Source organism: Marinovum sp. PR37, from assembly GCF_028807375.1.
GTDB lineage: Bacteria > Pseudomonadota > Alphaproteobacteria > Rhodobacterales > Rhodobacteraceae > Marinovum > Marinovum algicola.
Genome location: NZ_JARAML010000011.1, coordinates 73,488 through 93,006 on the forward strand (window position 1 = coordinate 73,488; position 19,519 = coordinate 93,006).

A 19,519-nucleotide genomic window follows, 5' to 3' on the forward strand; every position below is an offset into this window, starting at 1 on the left:
CTGCGAGGGGGTTTCGCGGCTGACCTCGAGCGGCCCCAAGGGGCCGGGGCGGGCATGTCCCGCGTTCGCGCCCCGGACCTGATCCGGGGCCCCCGCGCGGCCTCCAACACGGGAGCACAAAAGGAATGACCCTGACATGAAAAAGGCCCGGGCGTTTCCACCCGGGCCTCTCAGTCCTGTCACTCCGGGCTTAGCCCTTGGAGAATTCCGGGTAGGCTTCCATGCCCAGCTCGGCCATGTCGAGACCGTTGATCTCTTCTTCCTCGCCGACGCGGATGCCCACGGTGGTTTTGAGGATGAACCAGATCACGCTCGAGACCACGAAGACGAAGATACCGACCACGATGATGGAATAGAGCTGCGTGCCCAGCGAGGCGTCGCCATTGGTGAAGACCACGGCAATGGTGCCCCAGACGCCGGCGAAGAGGTGCACCGGGATGGCGCCGACCACGTCGTCGATCTTGAGCTTGTCGAGGAACGGCACCGCAAAGACCACGATCACGCCGCCGACCGCACCGATCAGGGTCGCGGCACCGAGCGTCGGGGTCAGCGGCTCTGCGGTAATCGAGACCAGGCCCGCCAGCGCGCCGTTGAGCACCATGGTCAGGTCCGGCTTCTTGTAGAGTACCTGGGTCAGGATCAGCGCGGCGATGGCGCCACCGGCCGCGGCGGTGTTGGTGTTGGCAAAGATGCGCGACACGTCGGCGACGTCACCCACGGTGCCCATGGCCAGCTGCGAGCCGCCATTGAAACCGAACCAACCGAGCCACAAGATGAAGGTGCCGAGGGTTGCCAGAGCCAGGTTGTGGCCCGGGATCGGCACGGTCTTGCCGTCCTTGGTGTATTTGCCGATACGCGGCCCGAGGATCAGCGCGCCGGCCAGAGCGGCCCAGCCACCGACCGAGTGCACCACGGTCGAACCGGCGAAATCGAGGAAGCCCATCGCATCCAGGAAGCCGCCACCCCATTTCCACGACGCCTGCAACGGATAGATGATCGAGGTCAGGATCACGGTAAAGATCAGGAAGGGCCAGAGCTTGATGCGTTCGGCCAGCGCACCCGACACGATCGAGGCGGTGGCGGCGCAGAACATCAGCTGAAAGAAGAAGTCCGAGCCGGTCGAGGCATAGCCGTAGTCATCCGCCGCATCGGCGGTCACGCCCACGGCCTCGAGCACGCCGGGGCCCCAGACGCCCGACAGGATGCCGTCAATCGCCCATGTGCCCAGCGGGTACATCAGGTTGTAGCCGATCAGGTAGTAGAAGATCGCGGCAAAGGAAAACAGCGCGATGTTCTTGGTCAGCTGCATGGTCACGTTCTTGGCGCGCACGAGACCCGCCTCGAGCATGGCGAAACCCGCGGCCATCCAGAAGACAAGAAAGCCACCGATCAGAAACAGCAGCGAATTGAAGATGAAGACGCTGTCGGTCGCGGCGTTCACGCCGGGCACCGGGCCGTCATCCTGGGCAAGCCCGAGGCTGGGCGCGGCGATCAACGCGGCGGCAAGTCCCAGTTTGGTAAGAGTTTTCATGTGGTCTATCCCCTATGTCCGCTGCGCTTACAGCGCGTCGTCGTTCGTTTCGCCGGTGCGCACGCGCACGGCCTGTGCCACGTCGAGCACAAAAATCTTGCCGTCGCCGATCTTGCCGGTCTGGGCGGTGCTGGTGATGGTCTCGACAACCTGGTCGGCCATGGCGGCGGACACGACGATTTCGAGCTTGATCTTGGGCACGAAGTTCACGGCGTATTCCGCGCCACGGTAAATCTCGGTGTGCCCGGACTGCGAGCCGAAGCCCTTGATCTCGGTCACCATCATGCCGCGCACGCCGATGCCGGTCAGCGCCTCGCGCACTTCTTCAAGCTTGAACGGCTTGATTGTCGCAATGATGAGTTTCACGTTCTTCCCTTTCGGTAAGCGAGCCCGGGGCCCGCGGATTTCGCAGATGCAGAAAAACGGTGCTTCAGGGTGTTGGTGAAGTTTTCAGTGCAGTAAAAGACGGCGAAAACATCGGCGTTTGCACAATTTTTGCACAATCGCTGTGGCGTGATTAAAAATTAGTCAGTAAATAAACGGTGGGATCGGTCGCATGCTCTCAACATTTCGGGTCGAAACCGCTAATTTGGGTGCAAAGCGATAATCCCGAGCAGGTTAGTGACATGAGTGATTCCGGTCGTCGGAAACCGCGGTTGGTGGCGGAAAAGAGGTACCCCGGAAAATCCGGCGCCCCTTCGGGCAAGACACCGCCCAAGAGCCGCAAACGCACGGCCCGGCCCAGCCGCAAACCGGTGCGGCGAGGGCCTGTCGGCTATCTGTCGATGATGCTGCGCTGGGTCTTCGGGCTGCTCTGGAAGGCGGCGGTGCGGGTGGCCGCGGTGATCGCCCTGCTGATCGGCGGCGGCGTGGCCTATTACTATTCCACCCTGCCCCCGGTGCAGGCGCTGCTTGACGGCCGGGCCCGTGGCTCCGTCACCATGCTCGACAACACCGGCGAGGTCTTTGCCTGGCGCGGCGAACAGTTCGGCGGCGCCATCGATGCCGAGACCGTCAGCCCGCATCTGCGCAACGCCGTGGTGGCCACCGAGGACCGCCGCTTCCATAACCACCTGGGAGTCTCGCCCCGCGGCGTGGCCAGCGCCATTCGCATCAACCTCAGCGAAGGGCGCGGGCCGCTGTCGGGCCACGGCGGCTCGACCATCACCCAGCAGACCGCCAAGCTGCTGTGCCTCGGCACCCCCTACAACGAAAAGGACTGGGAGAGCGAACGCGCCTACGAGGCCGATTGCCGCGAAAGCTCGCTCTGGCGCAAGATCAAGGAAGCGACCTATGCCATCGCCATGGAGGTCAAATATTCCAAGAACGAGATCCTGACGGTCTATCTCAATCGCGCCTTCCTCGGCGAAGGCTCGCGCGGATTCGAGGCCGCCAGCCAGCGCTACTTCGGCAAATCCGCCAATGAGGTGGAACCGGCCGAGGCGGCGATGCTGGCCGGGCTGCTGGTGGCGCCGTCGCGCTATGCGCCGACCAACGACCTCGAGCGGTCGCAGCGCCGCGCCGCGACGGTGATCCGGCTGATGGAGGAACAGGGCTATCTGGACAAGGCCGAGGCCGATCGCGCCCAGGCCAACCCGGCGGTGCTGTCCGAGGCGGCCGAGGCCGAAGCCGGCGGTTATTTCGCGGATTGGGTCATGGCGTCGGGCCCCGAGTTCTTTACCCGCAACACCACCGAGGACGTGATCATCCGCACCACGCTCGACCAGCGCATCCAGCGCGCGGCCGAAGAGGCGATGATCCAGATCTTCGAAAACAACGTGCGCGAAGGCTCCAAGGCCCAAGCCGCGATCGTGGTGATGTCGGCCGATGGCGCGGTGCGCGGCATGGTGGGCGGCCGCAGGACGCGGGTGTCGGGCGTCTTCAACCGCGCCACCCAGGCCCAGCGGCAGACCGGCTCGTCCTTCAAGCCCTTTGTCTATGCCACCGCCATGGAGATGGGTTATTCGCCCTTCGACAAGGTCCGCGACGAGCCGTTCTGCATGGACATTCCCGGGTCCGGCGAGTGGTGCCCGAAGAACTACACCAACGACTTCAAGGGCACGGTGACGCTGACCGAGGCGCTGAAGAACTCGCTCAACATCCCCGCCGTCAAGATTTCCGAGGCGCTGGGCCGTGACCTGGTGCAGAAGGTGGCGCGCGATTTCGGCATCGACAGCACCCTGGCCGACACGCCGGCGATGGCGCTGGGGGCCTCGGAATCGACGCTGATCGAGATGGTCGGCGCCTATGCCGGTATCCTCAACGGCGGCTCGGCGGTGACGCCTTATGGCCTGGTCGAGCTGAAGCTGCTGGGCGAGGACGTCCCGATGATGGACGCCACCGGCGGCATCGGCGAACGGGTGATCCAGAAGGAAGCCGCGCGCGCGCTGGTCTACATGATGGAAAAGGTGGTCTCGGAAGGCTCCGGCCGCCGCGCCGCCCTGCCGGACCGTCCGGCTGCGGGCAAGACCGGCACCACGCAAGCCGCGCGCGACGCCTGGTTCATCGGGTTCACCGCCGATTACGTCGCCGGCGTCTGGATGGGGTATGACGACAACACGCCGTTGACCGGCGTGACCGGCGGCGGGCTGCCGGCCGCGATCTGGCACGAGACCATGCGGCGGGTGCACGAAGGCCTGCCGGTGCGCGAGCTGCCGATGGATGTGCCGGCCGCCCCGGCGCCCGAGCCGCAACCCGAACAACAGCAGCCGCGCCGCCGGGCGCCGGCCGAGAACCTCGCCGAGACGGTGCTGCAACAGGTGCTGCGCGACCTGTTCGGCGGCAACTGAACCCGACAAACATAGCGGGCCGGCCCCTGACGGACCGGCCCTTGCTTTCCTCTTGCTCAAAATACCCTCGGGGGAGTCCGGCTCTGCCGGACGGGGGCAGAGCCCCCTGCCCCCGCAAGGCCTCAGATGCCGGTGTCGACGATGGCCTTGGCCAGCACGGGAACGGTGTGGGCGTTGAGCCCGGCGATGTTCATCCGGCTGTCGCCCACCATGTAGATCGCGTGATCCTCGCGCAGACGTTCGACCATCTCCGGGGTGGTGCCGAGGCGCGAGAACATGCCACGGTGTTCGGCGACAAAGCCGAAGCGGTCCGAGCCTGAGGCCGCCTGCAATTCCGCCGCCAGCTGCTCGCGCAGCTTGAGCATGCCCAGCCGGATGTCCTCCAGCTCGGACGCCCAGTCGGCGCGCAGATCGGGATCGGTCAGCACCAGCGTCACCAGCCGCGTGCCGTGATCCGGCGGGAAGGAGAAGTTCTGCCGGTTGAGGAAGGCCAGCGCGCCTTCGTGCGTGTCGCGCCGCGCCGCCTCCTGGCTGATCGCCAGGGCGAGGCCCGCGCGCTCGCGGTAGATGCCGAAGTTCTTCGAGCAGGAGGCCGCGATCAGCAGCTCGGGCACCGAAGAGGCCACCAGCCGGGTGCCCGCCGCATCCGCATCCGGGCCGTCGCCAAAGCCCTGATAGGCGATGTCGATCATCGGCGTCGCGCCGGTCTTCAAGAGCAGGTCGACCACCGCCTGCCATTGCGACATGTTCAGGTTGGCCCCGGTCGGGTTGTGGCAGCAGCCGTGCAGCAGCACCAGGTCGCCGGGTTGCGCCTCGGCCAGATCGGCCATCATGCCGTCGAAATCCACCGCCCGGGTCTCGCTGTCGAAATAGCGATAGGATTGCGTCGGCAGCCCCATAAACTTGAGGATCGACAGGTGGTTCGGCCAGGTCGGATCGGAGACCCAGACCCGCACGTCCGGGTTGGCCATCCGCGCCAGCTCGAAGCACTGGCGCACCGCGCCGGTGCCGCCGGGCGTCGCCGCGCCGGCGATTTTGTCGCTGGGCACCGCGTCGCCGAGGATCAGACCGGCCAGCGCATCGCGGTACGCCGGATCGCCGATCAGCCCGACATAGCTCTTGGTCTCTTCCTGCTCCCAGAGTTTCTTTTCCGCCGCCTTGATGGCGCGAAAGATCGGCGTCTTGCCGTCGGCATCCTTGTAGACGCCGACCCCGAGGTCGATCTTTTGCGGCCGGGGATCGTCGCGATAGAGCTTCATCAACTCGAGGATCTTGTCGGCGGGTTGATCGGTCAGATGTGACAGCATGGGCGTCAGGCCTCTCCAGTGGCAACGGGCACGGTGGGGAATTGCCCCCACTCGGCCCAGGAGCCGTCATAAAGCGAATGATCGGCCTTCCCCATGCGTTCCAGTGCCAGCGACAGGATCGCCGCCGTCACGCCGGACCCGCAGGAGGTAATGACCGGTTTGGACAGATCGACCCCCGCCGCCTCGAAGATGGCGCGGGTCTCGTCGGGTGATTTCATGGTGCCATCGGCATTCAGCAGGCTGGCGTAATGCACGTTGCGCGCGCCGGGGATATGGCCCGAGCGCAGCCCCTCGCGCGGCTCCGGCGTCTCGCCGGTAAAGCGCGTCGGGCTGCGGGCGTCGACGATGGCATGGGTGCCCAGCTTGGCCGCAGCGCTGACCTGGGTGACATCGCGCACGAGGCCGTTCTGCACCCGCACCGTCATGTGGCGGTCACGGATCACCGGCGCCATGTCCTCGATCTCGCGGCCCTCGGCCTGCCATTTCGGCAGACCGCCGTCGAGCACGGCGATATTGTCCTGGCCCATCAGCCGGAACAGCCACCAGACCCGCGCCGCCGAGAACAGGCCGGTGCTGTCATAGACCACCACCTGATGGCCGTCACCGACGCCCAGGCTGCGCATCCGGCTCATGAATTTCTCGACCGGCGGCACCATGTGCGGCAGGTCCGAACGGGCGTCGCTGATCTCGTCGATGTCGAAAAAACGCGCGCCGGGGATATGCCCGGCCTCGTATTCGGCACGGGCGTCACGGCCGGCGTCCGGCATGTGCCAGCTGGCATCCAGGATGCGAAGATCCGGATCCTTGAGATGTTGCGCCAACCAGTCGGTCGAGACCAGCGTTCCGGGATCGTCCTGCGCCATGAAGCCCCCTGAAAAATGCGATTGGCCCTTCCTATCCAAGCCCAGGGAAGGAGACAAGTGGGCTGTCCGGTCAGCCCCGCATCGCCCGCCGCCACAGTGCGGGCGCGGCGAGGGCGATGACCTGTCACCGCGCCGGCGTGCCGGGCGGCGCTGGCCTAGCCGTCCTTCAGCAACCTCTGTTTCTGCCGGTTCCAGTCGCGCTTGGCATCGGTCGCCCGCTTGTCGTAGTTCTTCTTGCCCTTGGCGATGCCGATCTTGAGCTTGGCCAGACCCTTGTGGTTGAAATAGAGCACCAGCGGCACCAGGGTCATGCCCTTGCGCTGGGTCTCGTTCCACAGCCGCGACAGCTCCTTCCGGGAGACCAGAAGCTTGCGGCGGCGGCGCTCTTCATGCGGAAACATCGCACGGTCGTAAGGCGCGATATAGGAGTTCACCAGCCAGAGCTCGCCATCCTCGACGGCGGCATAGCTCTCGGCGATATTGGCCGAGGTTTCGCGCAGGGATTTGACCTCGGAACCGGTGAGGATCATGCCGCATTCGACGTCATCGGCGATGGCATAATCGTAGCGGGCCCGGCGGTTTTCCGCGAGCACCTTGTAGTTCGGATCGGTCTGTTTCTTCTTGGCCATTGGACCTGACTATATCGGGCGGCGGGGCGTGTCCATCAAGGGCTTGATGGCAGACGGGTCAAACAGGAGCTGCGCACCCCGGAGCGCAAGTCGCGCGGTTGCCGATCGGCGGGGTGGCGCGCCGATCATCGCCGGTGCACCTTTGGCGCGACGGGGCGGGTCGGGCTACAGCGCCCGGTCCAGCGCCGCCTCCAAAGCCGCATCCTCGGCAATCGCCAAACGCACCGGCACGGTCAGCACCTTCTGCCGGAACTCCGCCGGCAAGCGCACCGCATCCTTCTCGGTGCAGACCAGCTGCGCCCCCTGCGCCGCCGCCTCCGCCTCGAGCCGCGCCATCAAGGCCGCGGTCAGCGGCTGGTGATCCTCCAGCGCCTCGCCGCGCCGCAGATCGGCGCCAAGCGCCCGCAGCGTGGCAAAGAACTTTTCCGGATGGCCGATCCCGGCAAAGGCCAGAACCGGCAGCCCCTGCCAGTCCATGCCGGTCTGCAAGGGCTCCAGCCGGCCGGTCACATGCGGCACGCTGATCGCCCCGCCCCAGGTGGCGCGAAACTCGGCCTGCGCCGCCGCCCCGCCAATCGACAGCAGCAGATCGGCGCGCGCCAGCCCCGCCGCCACCGGCTCGCGCAGCGGCCCCGCCGGCAGGCACCGCCCGTTGCCGAAGCCCTTGGCCGCATCCACCACCACCAGAGACAGGTCCTTGGCCAGCCCCGGGTTCTGGAACCCGTCGTCCATCACCAGAACATCGGCGCCGTCCGCCACCGCCAGCCGGGCGCCCGCCGCCCGGTCGCGCGCCACCACCACCGGCGCAAAGGCCGCAAGCAACAGCGGCTCATCGCCGACATCCGCCGCGCCGTGGCGCTTGGGATCGACCACGACCGGCCCTTCCAGCGCGCCGCCGTGGCCGCGCGACAGAACGACCGGTCGGCGCCCCCGCGCCCTCAGCCGCATCAGCAGGTCCATCGTCGTCGGCGTCTTGCCGGTGCCGCCGGCATTGAGGTTGCCGACGCAGATCACCGGCACCTCGGCGCGCAGATCGGGCGCCCGCGCCACCCGCCGCGCCGTCGCCCGCGCGGTCAGCGCGCCGAGCGGCGCCAGCGCGCGCGCCGCCAGAGCCAGCCGGTCCGGCGGGGTAAACCAGAAGCCGGGCGCGCGCATCAGGTCACCTCGGCCAGGTCGAGCGCGTCCTGAATCAGGTCCATGATCCGGTCCGACACCTGCGCACCCTCCGACACGATCTCCCAGGCGGCCAGCGACATCGCCGCCGCCCGGTCGGGGGCCACCAGCTGCTTGAGCGCCGTGGTCAGCGTGTCGGTGTCGCGCACGATTCGCGCCGCACCGGCCTCGGCCAGGCGCGAATAGGCGTGCAGATGCCGGCCGATGTTGGGGCCGTAGAGGATCGCCGAGCCCAGCGCCGCCGGCTCGAACGGATCGCAGCCGCCATGCCCGGCCACCAGCGACGAGGCCATGAAGGAGATCGGCGACAGCCGATACCACAGGCCCATCTCGCCGTAGGTGTCGGCGAGATGCACCTCGGTTGTCTCGTCGGGAAACTCGCTGTCGGACCAGCGGGTGAAACTCATGCCGCCGCGCTCCATCCGTCTTGCCATGTCATCGCCCATCTCGGGCTTGTCCGGCACGATGATCAACAGCAGCCGATGCGCCCAGGACGAGACCGCGCGATGGGCGCGCAATACCGTGGTCAGCTCTTCCGGCTGCACCATCGCCGCCAGCCAGACCGGCCGGGTGCCGATGGCGGAGCGCATATCGGCCAGGTCGGTCTGGTTGCAGCCGATCGCGGCGCTGCCCTCTTGCAGCGGTCCGGTGATGGTCAGGTCTTCCTCGGCCATGCCGAGCTTGCGCAGCCGCCGTGCGGCATTGGCGTCCGAGGCCATGACCGCGGTGAAATATTCCAGCAGCACCGGCGCCGGGTCGGGCAGCAGCGGCACCGGACGGGTGTCGAACCCGTCCTCGCGTGCATCCACCAGGTACAGCGCCAGCCCGGCCTCGGCCACCGTCACCACATGCGAGGTCACCAGATCGCCACAGGTCCACAGGCAGAGCTCGGGCCGCCAATGCGCCAGAAACTCGCGCATGTCCTCGGGGTGCAGGCCGGGGGCCGGCACCATGATGATCTGTTTCTTCAACCGTTTCGGCCCGGTCACGCCGGGGGCCAGGGTGACCAGCACGTAGGCATTCGACCGCTGCGAGATCAACCGCGCGGCCAGCTGCATGATGGCCGAGATGCGCTCGCCACGTGTGGCATGGACCCAGACCAGAAGCCCCGGCGGCCGGGGCGGATAGATCCTGTCCTGCCGCTCGCGGCGGCGGGCCCAGGCCATATGGGCCTGAACGGTCAGGGGGCGCGGCTGATCTGTCAGTTTTCAACCTCTTCGGTCGGCGAGCCTTCGGCCTCTTCGTCCAGCATCCGGTGCAGATGCGAAATGAAATAGCGCATGTGGGCATTGTCCACCGTGCGCTGGGCCTCGGCCTTCCAGGCATTGTAGGCGGTCTGGTAATCGGGGAAAATTCCCACGACATGGATGTCGTCGACGTTCTTGAAGGTGGTTCCCGAGGGATCGACAAGCTCGCCGCCAAAGACAAGGTGCAGACGCTGGGTCATTCAGGGTTCCTTTTGGCCGGTGATGTGCCCCAGAACCTACCGCCGCAGGGGCCGGGGTCAAGGTGCCGGGATCTCGCCCTCCGCCGGCGCCGCAAACCGGCTCCAGCCCCGAACCTTCCCGCCATGCCTCGCCCCCTCCCGCCCAGCGCGCCGGGGGCTCGCGCCGCGTTGCATGCCGTTTCAGCCCGCGCCCCCGGGGCCACGAGGACCCGGGGCAGACCCGGGTCGGGTCTCTCGGGCGGCCCCTGTGCCCGCCGCGCGCACCACCGTGGCCAGTTCGGCGAGCTGTGCCGCCAGCGGCGAGGTCTTGCGCCAGATCATGCCGATGGTGCGCGAGGGCCGGACCTCGGTGAAAGCCGAGACCGCGACATCGGCCGATCGGGTCTCGACCGCGACCGCCATCTCGGGGATCAGCGTCACGCCGATGCCGGCGCCCACCATCTGCACCAGCGTGGTCAGCGACGAGCCGTCCAGCCCATCGCGCGACAGCGCCGAGCGGATATTGCAGAAGCTGAGCGCCTGATCGCGGAAGCAATGCCCCTCTTCCAGCAGCAAGAGCCGCATCTCGCGCAGTTTTTCGCGGTCTGGCACAGGCTTGTCCGCATCCGCCCGGGGCCGCACCAGCATGAAATCCTCATCGAACAGCGCCACCTCGGTCAACCCGCTTTCCGAGATCGGCAGGGCAACGATGGCGCAATCGATCCGGCCGCCGGTCAGCTCGTCGATCAGCGTCTCGGTCAGGGTCTCGCGGATGTGCAGGTCGATGCCGGGATACCCCCGGGTCAGCGCGGCGATCACCCGGGGCAGCAGATAGGGCGCGACGGTGGGGATCACCCCGATCCTGAGCCGCCCGATCAGCCGCCCGCGCGTCGCCCGCGCCATCTCGCCCAGCTCGTCCACCGCGCCGAGGATCTCGCGCACCCTGGGCGCCAGCGCCTCGCCGAAGCCGGTCAGCCGCGCCTGCCGGGTGCCGCGCTCGAAGAGCGGCGCCCCGAGAGTTTCCTCCATGTCCTTGATCTGCACCGACAAGGCCGGCTGTGACACCGAACAGGCTGCCGCCGCCTGGCCGAAATGGCCGTGCTGTGCCAGCGCCTCGAAATAGCGCAATTGTCTCAGGGTCAGATTGATCATAAGATTTATTTATCACAACGATCCGTAAATACAATTTTCTTGTATCGAAATCCTTTGTTAGCCTCGCGTCAGACCAGCCGGATTCGCCGCGTGGCGAAAACCGGTTGGGTGCCTGACAAGCAAGTCACGACAGCCAATCATGGGAGACAAGGACATGGACGGTAACGATATGGGCAAATGCCCGGTGATGCATGGCAGCAGCCCGGCCGGGCGCCGCTCGCGCGACTGGTGGCCGAACGCGCTCAACCTCGACATCCTGCATCAGCACGATGCCAAAGTGAATCCGATGCCCAAGGATTTCGACTATCGCGAAGAGCTGAAAAAGCTCGATGTCGACGCCTTGAAAAAGGACGTCGAAGCGCTCCTGACCGACAGCCAGGACTGGTGGCCGGCGGACTGGGGCCACTATGGCGGGCTGATGGTGCGGATGGCCTGGCACTCGGCCGGTTCCTATCGCCTCTCTGACGGTCGCGGCGGTGGCAACACCGGTAACCAGCGTTTTGCGCCGCTCAATTCCTGGCCCGACAACGTCAGCCTCGACAAGGCACGCCGCCTGCTCTGGCCGATCAAGAAGAAATACGGCAACAGGATCTCCTGGGCCGACCTGATGATCCTCGCCGGCAACATGGCTTATGAATCCATGGGCCTGAAGACCTTTGGCTTTGCCTTCGGCCGCGAGGACATTTGGCACCCCGAGAACGATGTTTTCTGGGGCGAGGAAAAGGAATGGCTGGCGCCGTCGGACGAACGCTACGGCGATATCGAAGATCCGGGCACCATGACCGGCCCGCTGGCGGCGGTGCAGATGGGGCTGATCTACGTCAATCCCGAGGGCGTCAACGGCAACCCCGATCCGGCGCGCAGCGCGCTGCATGTGCGGGAAACCTTTGCCCGCATGGCGATGAACGACGAGGAAACCGCGGCGCTGACCGCCGGCGGCCACTCGATCGGCAAGGCACATGGCGCGGGCGACGCCTCGACCCTCGGACCGGACCCGGAAGCGGCCGGCGTCGAGGCGCAGGGCTTTGGCTGGGTCAACCAGAACCAGGGCGGCAAGGCGTCGAACGCCATCTCTTCGGGGATCGAGGGGGCCTGGACCGCCGATCCCACCAAATTCGACATGGGCTATTTCGACATGCTCTTCGGCTACGAGTGGGAGCTGACCGAATCTCCCGCCGGGGCGAAGCAGTGGAAGCCGGTGGACATCCGCGAAGAGGACATGCCTGTCGATGCCTCGGACCCGTCCAAGCGCACCATGCCGATGATGACGGATGCCGACATGGCAATGAAGGTTGACCCGATCTACAACGAGATCTGCCAGAAGTTCATGGCCGATCCCGAGTATTTCAAGGACACCTTCGCCCGCGCCTGGTTCAAGCTGACCCACCGCGACATGGGCCCCAAGGTGCGCTACATCGGGCCCGATGTGCCGCAGGAAGACCTGATCTGGCAGGACCCGATCCCCGCCGGCGCGACCGATTATGACGTCGCGGCGCTGAAAGCCAGCATCGCCGACAGCGGATTGTCGGTCTCCGAGCTGGTCTCAACCGCCTGGGACGCCGCGCGCACCTACCGCGGCTCGGACCTGCGCGGCGGCGCCAATGGCGCGCGCATCCGCTTTGCGCCGCAGAAGGACTGGCAAGGCAACGAGCCGGAGCGTCTGGCCCGGGTGCTGGACACCCTCGCGCCGCTGGCCAAGGACGCCGGGGCCTCGCTCGCGGACGCCATCGTTCTGGGCGGCAATGTCGGGATCGAAAAGGCCATCGCCGCCGCCGGCCTGACCGTCGACGTGCCCTTCGCCCCGGGCCGGGGCGATGCCAGCGAAGCGATGACCGACGCCGAGAGCTTCAATCCGCTGGAGCCCTTCGCCGATGGCTATCGCAACTGGCTGAAGGAGGATCTCGGGGTGCCGCCCGAGGAGCTTCTGGTCGACCGCAGCCAGCTTCTCGGCCTGACCGCGCCGGAGATGACCGTACTGGTCGGCGGCATGCGGATGCTGGGCACCAACCACGGCGGCAGCAAGCACGGGGTGTTCACCGACCGCGAAGGCGCGCTGGTTCAGGACTTCTTTGTCAACCTGACCGACATGTCGAACCGCTGGGAGAAGAAGGACGACGGCTCCTATGCGATCATCGACCGCAAGACCGGCGAAGAGAAATGGACCGCCACCCGGCTCGATCTGGTCTTCGGGTCAAACTCGATCCTGCGGGCCTATTGCGAACTGTATGCCCAGGACGACCACGCCGAGAAATTCGCGCGTGACTTCGTCGCGGCCTGGACCAAGGTAATGAACGCCGACCGCTTCGACCTCGAAGCGGCGGCCTGAGCCAAGACGCGCGTCGCCCGTGCAAGCCCCGGACGGCGCGCCCCGAAACCCTCGCGTCCCGGACCCCGCTCCGGGACCGCGCGCCCGGAACCAAGAGGCCCCGGGTCAGGCCCGGGGCGCGAAGATGCTCCCCTGTTTGCTGGAAAACCGTAGCCGCCTCACCGCGCCGCGTGACCGTCTGCGCAGCGTCCTTGCCGCAAACCACCCGTCCCGGACCCCGCTCCGGGACCGCGCGCCCGGAACCAAGGGGCCCCGGGTCGGGCCCGGGGCGCGGGGGCGAACGGGTCACACCCCGTAGTAGTCCCGATACCAGTCCACAAAAGCCGCGACGCCGGCTGTCACGTCGGTCTGCGGGCGGTGCCCGGTCAGGGTCTGCAACAGCGAGGCGTCGGCCCAGGTGGCGGGCACGTCGCCGGGCTGCATCTCCATGTAGTTGCGCCTGGCCTTCTGCCCGATGGCCGCTTCGATCGCCTCGATGAAAGCCAGAAGCTGCACCGGCTCGGAATTGCCGATGTTCACCACCCGGAACGGCGCCACCGGCGACAGGCTGTCGCCATCGGCCACGACGCCATCCCCGGGCCGTTCCGGCACCGCATCGATCAGCAGGCGGATACCTTGGACCAGATCGTCGATATAGGTGAAATCACGGCGCATGTCGCCGTGGTTGTAGACGTCGATCGCCTCGCCGTTCAGGATCGCCTTGGTGAACTTGAACAGCGCCATGTCCGGCCGCCCCCAGGGCCCGTAGACGGTGAAGAAGCGGAACATGGTGATCGGCAGGTCGTAGAGATGGGCATAAGAATGGCCCATCGCCTCGTTCGCCTTCTTGGTGGCGGCGTAAAACGACATCTGGGTATCGGCCTTGTGCCCCTCGGCATAAGGCATCTCGGTATTGGCGCCATAGACCGAAGAAGTCGAGGCCATCAAAAGATGCGCGCAGGGCGTAGCGCGCACCGCTTCCAGCAGCTTGAAGGTGCCGATCAGGTTGGCCTCGACATAGCTCTGCGGGTTGTCGATGGAATAACGCACCCCGGCCTGGGCGGCGAGATGCACGATCACATCCGGCCGCTCCGCCGCGATCAGCTCTTGCAGCACCCCGTCGCGCTCGATCCGGTCGGTGACGGCGCGAAACCCCGGGGCCTGCAACAGCATCGCCTGCCGGCGCTGCTTCAGCGTGACGTCGTAGTAATCGGTCATCGCGTCGAGGCCGATGACCTCGTAGCCATCGGCGAGTAGCCGCTGGCACAGATGAAAGCCGATGAAGCCGGCCGAGCCGGTGACCAGCGCCTTGGGCATGGCTCAGCCCGCCTGCGCGCTGGCTTCCCGGCCGCGCCCGATCGAGGTGTATTCGGCAAAGCCCGCGCCAAGCGCAACCGCCTCGGAGTAGATATTGCGCAGATCGGCCATGCGCGGCGTCACCATGCCGCCGGCGATCCGCTCGAGATCCAGCGCGCGGAACTCGTTCCACTCGGTCAGGATCACCACCACATCGGCCTTGTCCGCGGCCTCATAGGCATCGGCGCACCATTCGACGCCGGGCAAGAGCGCCTCGCCTTCGTGGCGGCCCTGCGGATCGGTGACCCGCACCCTGGCGCCACCGCCCACCAGCGCCGGCACGATGGTCAGCGACGGCGCGTCGCGCATGTCGTCGGTATTGGGCTTGAAGGTCACGCCGAGCACGGCGACGGTCTTGCCGTTGAAGCTGCCGTCGCAGAGGTCGCGCAACTTCTCGACCATGCGGCGCTTGACCTCCTCGTTGATCTGGATGACCGCCTCGGTGATCTGCATCGGGCTGGCGTGTTCCTGGCCGATCCGGGCCAGCGCCTTGGTATCCTTGGGAAAGCAGGACCCGCCATAGCCGGGGCCGGCATGCAGGAACTTGTTGCCGATGCGGCCGTCGAGGCCCATGCCCTTGGACACCTGCTTGACGTCGGCGCCGACCTTTTCGCAAAGCGCGGCGATTTCGTTGATGAAGGTGATCTTGGTGGCGAGAAAGGCATTGGCGGCGTATTTGATCATCTCGGCCGACTCGAGATCGGTGGTGACGATCGGAAAATCGCGCAGGAAGAGCGGCCGGTAGATCTCGGCCATGACCTGCGCCGCGCGCTCGGTCTGGACGCCGACGACCACCCGGTCGGGCTTCATGAAATCGTCGATCGCCGCGCCTTCGCGCAGGAACTCGGGGTTCGAGGCGACGTCGAATTGAAGATCGGGATTGGCCGCCGCCAGCTCCCGCGCCACCTTGCGGTTGGTGCCGACCGGGACCGTCGATTTGGTGACCACCACGATGTAATCCTTGGCGGTCCCGGCGATCTCTCGCGCCGCGGCCATCACATAGGTCAGATCGGCATGGCCATCGCCGCGCCGGGTCGGCGTGCCGACGGCGATGAACACCGCATCCGCGCCGTCCAGCGCCTCGGCCAGATCGAGGGTGAAGGTCAGCCGGCCTGCCTCGACATTGGTGGCCATCAGACGGTCGAGACCGGGCTCGAAAATCGGAACCTTGCCGGCCTTGAGCATTTCGATCTTGCGCGGATCCTTGTCCACACAGACCACCTCATGGCCAAAATCCGAGAAACAGACGCCGGAGACGAGCCCCACGTAACCGGTGCCGAGCATTGCGATCTTCATGAAAACCTCCAGCCAGAATGTCTGCCGTTCTGCGGCAGCGCGGCCAACGATGCAAGACCAATCCTCGGGTCGCGCCGCAGGACCGGAGCATCACATGTGAATGATGTCGTCCAGGATCGAAACCAGCATCTTGACCTTCTCTTCGCCGAGGGCGGCCGCCACCTCGTCGGAGATTTCTCGCGCCTTGGGGGCGTTCTTGACCAGCACCTGATGACCCGCGGCGGTGATCGACACCACCTGCCTGCGGCGGTCTTCGGGATTGGTGCGGCGGGTGACATAGCCCTTTTCGGACAGGTTCTGCACAATCCGGGTCTGGCTGGGCATCAGAAGGCTGGCGCGCTCGGCCAGCTTGGTGGCGTCCTGAGGGCCGAATTCCTCAAGCACCCGCAAGAGCCGCCACTGCTGTTCCGTGAGGCCGGTGACTTGCAGGGCCTCGCGGATCGGGATCATCAACCTCTCTCGGGCGCGCAAGAGAGCGATTGGCAAGGATTGATCGGTGGGCGGCAAATCGACTGGCGGAAAATCTGCGGCGTCTTGCGTCATATTGCTTTTTTACTCCCTGCCACGCCATCGGATCACAAAAATGAGCCAATTGGTACCGTTTTTGCTTCCGTAAGCCGCGATAGCGTAAAGCACAAGCGTCTGAGGCACGGTGTGAACTACGCAGATACCACAGTTACCGCGCAGCAGGGTGGCTGACAAACGGGAAGGGTCGCACAGCCCGCCAGAACACGATACCGTGAACAGGCCGACAAAATACCGGAAAGGGGCGAAACTTAGGGCGATGGCACAGACGCGCCCTATAGGCGGGCGACCGCTCCCCCAGCCGCCCGCCGACGGATCGTTCCGTGAGTGATGAACCCAACAGAGTTCAGAACGACCGTCCAGGTCCTGACCGCCCCCGTGTCTCTCCGGGATCGCAGTGCGGTAGGAACCCCCATGCTCCGTTTGTCGCATGGTGAGCGCACTAAAGGCAGCGGTTCACCCGGATGGCCATATGTCTTGTCGGATAGGAGGCCTATACGTTCGTATAGAACTCGGTCTCAGGCCGGGGCCGGCCGCGCGCCGAAGATGGCCGATCCGACGCGGACATGGGTGGCCCCCAGCGCGATGGCTTCTTCGAAATCGCCTGACATGCCCATCGACAGGCCGTCCAGCCCGTTGCGCGCGGCAAACTTGGCCAGCAGGGCAAAGTGCAGGCTGGCGGCCTCGTCGACCGGCGGAATGCACATCAACCCGCGCACCGGAAGATCGAGCGCCCGGCACTCGCTGACAAAGCCGTCGATCTCGGCCGGCAGGACGCCGGCCTTCTGCGGCTCTTCGCCGGTGTTGACCTGAACAAAGAGCTCGGGGCACTGCCCCAGTTCCTGGGCCAGCCGCGCCAGCGTCTGGGCCAACTTGGGACGGTCGAGGGAATGGATTGCCTGCGCCAGTTCCATGGCCTGGCGCGCCTTGTTGGTCTGAAGCGGACCGATGATGTGCAGATCGATGCCGTCATAGCGCTCGCGGAAGCCGGGCCATTTGCCGGCGGCCTCCTGTACCCGGTTTTCGCCAAAGATCCGATGCCCCTGATCGAGAACGGCGGCAACGCGGTCGTCGGGCTGCTTCTTGGACACCGCAATCAGCCGGGTGGCCCCGGTCTCGCGCCCGGCGGCGGCCTCGGCCTTGTGCATCCGTTCGGTGATCTCGTTCAGTCCCATAGCGCGCCTCGTCAGTCTTGTCCCGCTGCTATCCTTCGCACGGGCCAGAGGAAAAGCGCCACCGGAAAACCAGGGCTTCAAAAAAGAAAAGAGCGGGTCTTGCGACCCGCTCTTCCCTAACTGTGGCTGGCGCCGTTCTTAGAACGACATTGCCAGACCGACGGACCAGCTGTTGCCGTTCTCGTCGTCACCGGTGGTGGTGAACTGGTCGTGAACGGTCGAGTTGCCGTAACCTGCTTTGGCCGAGAGGCCGCCGCCGAGGTCGTAGGTCGCCGCGATGCCGAAGCCCGAGGTGTACTCATCGCCGTCGATCATGTACTGGCCGAAGTTCACGCCGACTGCCAGAGCGTTCATCTCGTAGCCGAGGCCCAGAGCGCCGTGGGTTGCTTCGTCACCGTCGATTTCGAGCTGGGTGAAGGAGAAGCCGGTGGTCACGCCGTTGGCGAAGCCCGCGTCAACCGACACACCCACAACCGAAGCCGAAGCGTCGTTGGCAACCGGCAGACCGCCGAAGCTGATGGTGTTCACGTCGTTGACCGACTGGTAGCCAACGCCGACGCCCAGAGCAACGCCCGAGAACTCGCCGGAGTAACGGACACCGACACCCCAGACCGGGTCGTCGTTGCCAGCGTCGTCGATTTCAGCCGACAGCGATGCGGTGACGTTGCTGAAAGCATAGTCGAAACGCGCGATTTGACCGTCGTAGAAGCCGTCGAGGCCGTTGTTGCCGAAGCCGCCGAATGCAACGTGCTCTTCGTTGTCGCCGATGGAACCGCCTGCGAAGTTGGTTTCTTTCAGCGCCTGGTCGAATGCACCGTTGGTGTCACCCATGGTCAGGGTCGCGCCGCCAGCGGAAACGAACATGGCAACGCCACCGTCGTCTGCGTTGTTCTGGGTCGCGTTCGACACTGCGCCGCCTTCGTCGAGGTCGACAGCCGCACCGAAGGTCAGGCCGTTGTCGGCGGTGCCGGACATGGAGAAGGTGACGTCGATGTCGGTGAAGAACTGAGCTTCCTGGTCGGTGGTGCCAGTGGCGAGCGGACCAGCGAAGTTGATGTTTTCGCCTCCCATGATGCCCATCTCGGCCAGGCCGGTGATGTCAATGGTGCCAGCGCCGGAGCCGGTGACTTCTGCCGAAGCGAAGCCTGCGGTTGCGACCAGTGCGGTGGTTGCAAACAGAATGTTTTTCATTGTTTCCCTCATGTGTCTTGTGCACGTACCAAACCGGTCGCCCGGTCTTGATGAGCCTCTCATGCACCTTCCGACCCTCCCGATGCAAGCGCGCGCCGAAACTGTGGCGGCAACAAGGCCATGAGTGATGCGCTTTTGTCACAAGAAATCAGGCCCCGGCGAATACCCCCGTCAGCGCACCCTTCTGTCACCCGAAAAACCGCGGATTGGGATTGCGAATGAGGATCTTGTCGTCTCTGGCCCCGGCTTGTATTGAGGGGCCTGACGTCACCGAAACCAATCGGCCAGGAGCGCTTGATGACCGCCACTTCCAGAAAAGCCGCGATTCTTCTGGCGGCCGCCATGCTTGCGCTGACGGCCTGTGGCGCGCAGTTCGCTCCGGGACGCAGCACCGACGAGGTGCTGGAGGAGGAAATCTACGGCAACCGGGGCGCGCCGCGCTCGACGCTGTGGGATTTCTTTCGCGGGCCGCAGGACCGTTCGCGGATCGGCAAGGTCAACAAATATATCTGGAATGCCGCGCTCGAAGTGCTGGATTTCCTGCCGGTCGAGTCGGTCGATCCCTTCACCGGGGTGATCACCACCGGCTATGGCACGCCCCCGGGCGGTGGCCGCGCCTATCGTGCGACGATCTATGTCACCGATCCGGCGCTGGACGCCCGCTCGCTCAACCTCGCGCTTCAGACCCGCGCCGGACCGGTCTCCGCCGAGACCGCCCGCGCCATCGAAGATGCCATCTTGACCCGCGCCCGCCAGCTGCGGGCCCAGGACAAGCGCCTTTGACCCCCGCCTTCAGGAGCC

Annotated in this window: 17 protein-coding genes; 3 read left to right on the plus strand and 14 right to left on the minus strand. The window is 65.9% G+C overall.

What is annotated here, in order from left to right; translation table 11 throughout:
* Positions 1–190: 190 nt before the first annotated feature.
* The gene (locus tag PVW49_RS11340; protein ID WP_048533109.1) at positions 191–1,531 is read right to left on the minus strand and encodes an ammonium transporter; all 1,341 of its coding nucleotides are present in this window, start codon (positions 1,529–1,531) and stop codon (positions 191–193) included.
* A 27-nt stretch (positions 1,532–1,558) separates the two neighbouring features.
* A complete protein-coding gene (locus PVW49_RS11345) occupies positions 1,559–1,897 on the minus strand; it encodes a P-II family nitrogen regulator (protein ID WP_048533111.1) in 339 nt (112 codons plus the stop codon).
* A 260-nt stretch (positions 1,898–2,157) separates the two neighbouring features.
* Between PVW49_RS11345 and PVW49_RS11350 the strand changes: the two genes are divergently transcribed.
* Positions 2,158–4,320, plus strand: coding sequence for a transglycosylase domain-containing protein (locus PVW49_RS11350; protein WP_170850521.1), 2,163 nt, complete (start codon positions 2,158–2,160; stop codon positions 4,318–4,320).
* A 122-nt stretch (positions 4,321–4,442) separates the two neighbouring features.
* On the opposite strand, the gene PVW49_RS11355 is transcribed toward PVW49_RS11350, so the two are convergent.
* From PVW49_RS11355 to PVW49_RS11385, 7 genes are all read right to left on the minus strand, one after another.
* Entirely contained in the window at positions 4,443–5,627 is a 1,185-nt protein-coding gene (locus tag PVW49_RS11355; RefSeq protein ID WP_274590570.1) for an amino acid aminotransferase, read from the minus strand.
* A gap of 5 nt (positions 5,628–5,632) precedes the next feature.
* Complete coding sequence (gene sseA / locus PVW49_RS11360) at positions 5,633–6,490, minus strand: 3-mercaptopyruvate sulfurtransferase (RefSeq protein ID WP_048533114.1); 858 nt, start codon at positions 6,488–6,490, stop codon at positions 5,633–5,635.
* 155 nt (positions 6,491–6,645) lie between these two features.
* Positions 6,646–7,119 (minus strand): SsrA-binding protein SmpB, encoded by a 474-nt coding sequence (gene smpB / locus PVW49_RS11365; protein WP_074835856.1) that lies wholly within the window; start codon positions 7,117–7,119, stop codon positions 6,646–6,648.
* Between the two features lie 165 nt (positions 7,120–7,284).
* Complete coding sequence (gene lpxK, locus PVW49_RS11370) at positions 7,285–8,274, minus strand: tetraacyldisaccharide 4'-kinase (RefSeq protein WP_074835857.1); 990 nt, start codon at positions 8,272–8,274, stop codon at positions 7,285–7,287.
* Positions 8,274–9,458, minus strand: a complete 1,185-nt coding sequence (locus PVW49_RS11375) for a 3-deoxy-D-manno-octulosonic acid transferase (protein WP_074835859.1) — start codon at positions 9,456–9,458, stop codon at positions 8,274–8,276. Before PVW49_RS11375 ends, lpxK begins: the two co-directional genes overlap by 1 nt.
* Positions 9,459–9,493: 35 nt before the next feature.
* A complete protein-coding gene (locus PVW49_RS11380; RefSeq protein ID WP_048533120.1) occupies positions 9,494–9,739 on the minus strand; it encodes a DUF4170 domain-containing protein in 246 nt (81 codons plus the stop codon).
* A gap of 180 nt (positions 9,740–9,919) precedes the next feature.
* Positions 9,920–10,870: a hydrogen peroxide-inducible genes activator gene (locus tag PVW49_RS11385; protein WP_274590571.1), complete on the minus strand. Its 951-nt coding sequence runs from the start codon at positions 10,868–10,870 to the stop codon at positions 9,920–9,922.
* A gap of 154 nt (positions 10,871–11,024) precedes the next feature.
* Here PVW49_RS11385 and katG point away from each other — a divergent pair, with 154 nt between their 5' ends.
* On the plus strand, positions 11,025–13,196 hold the full coding sequence (gene katG / locus PVW49_RS11390; protein ID WP_274590572.1) for a catalase/peroxidase HPI: 2,172 nt from the start codon (positions 11,025–11,027) through the stop codon (positions 13,194–13,196).
* A gap of 285 nt (positions 13,197–13,481) precedes the next feature.
* Here katG and PVW49_RS11395 read toward each other — a convergent pair whose 3' ends face one another.
* From PVW49_RS11395 to PVW49_RS11415, 5 genes are all read right to left on the minus strand, one after another.
* Positions 13,482–14,492 (minus strand): NAD-dependent epimerase/dehydratase family protein, encoded by a 1,011-nt coding sequence (locus tag PVW49_RS11395; protein ID WP_074835863.1) that lies wholly within the window; start codon positions 14,490–14,492, stop codon positions 13,482–13,484.
* Positions 14,493–14,495: 3 nt separating this feature from the next.
* On the minus strand, positions 14,496–15,827 hold the full coding sequence (locus PVW49_RS11400) for a UDP-glucose dehydrogenase family protein (protein ID WP_274590573.1): 1,332 nt from the start codon (positions 15,825–15,827) through the stop codon (positions 14,496–14,498).
* Positions 15,828–15,917: 90 nt separating this feature from the next.
* Positions 15,918–16,370: a homoprotocatechuate degradation operon regulator HpaR gene (gene hpaR, locus PVW49_RS11405; protein WP_048533131.1), complete on the minus strand. Its 453-nt coding sequence runs from the start codon at positions 16,368–16,370 to the stop codon at positions 15,918–15,920.
* Positions 16,371–16,870: 500 nt separating this feature from the next.
* A complete protein-coding gene (locus PVW49_RS11410) occupies positions 16,871–17,527 on the minus strand; it encodes a YggS family pyridoxal phosphate-dependent enzyme (protein WP_274590574.1) in 657 nt (218 codons plus the stop codon).
* Between the two features lie 138 nt (positions 17,528–17,665).
* Positions 17,666–18,718, minus strand: a complete 1,053-nt coding sequence (locus PVW49_RS11415; RefSeq protein WP_048533134.1) for a porin — start codon at positions 18,716–18,718, stop codon at positions 17,666–17,668.
* 297 nt (positions 18,719–19,015) lie between these two features.
* Here PVW49_RS11415 and PVW49_RS11420 point away from each other — a divergent pair, with 297 nt between their 5' ends.
* A complete protein-coding gene (locus PVW49_RS11420; RefSeq protein ID WP_048533136.1) occupies positions 19,016–19,501 on the plus strand; it encodes a DUF3576 domain-containing protein in 486 nt (161 codons plus the stop codon).
* Positions 19,502–19,519: the final 18 nt, after the last annotated feature.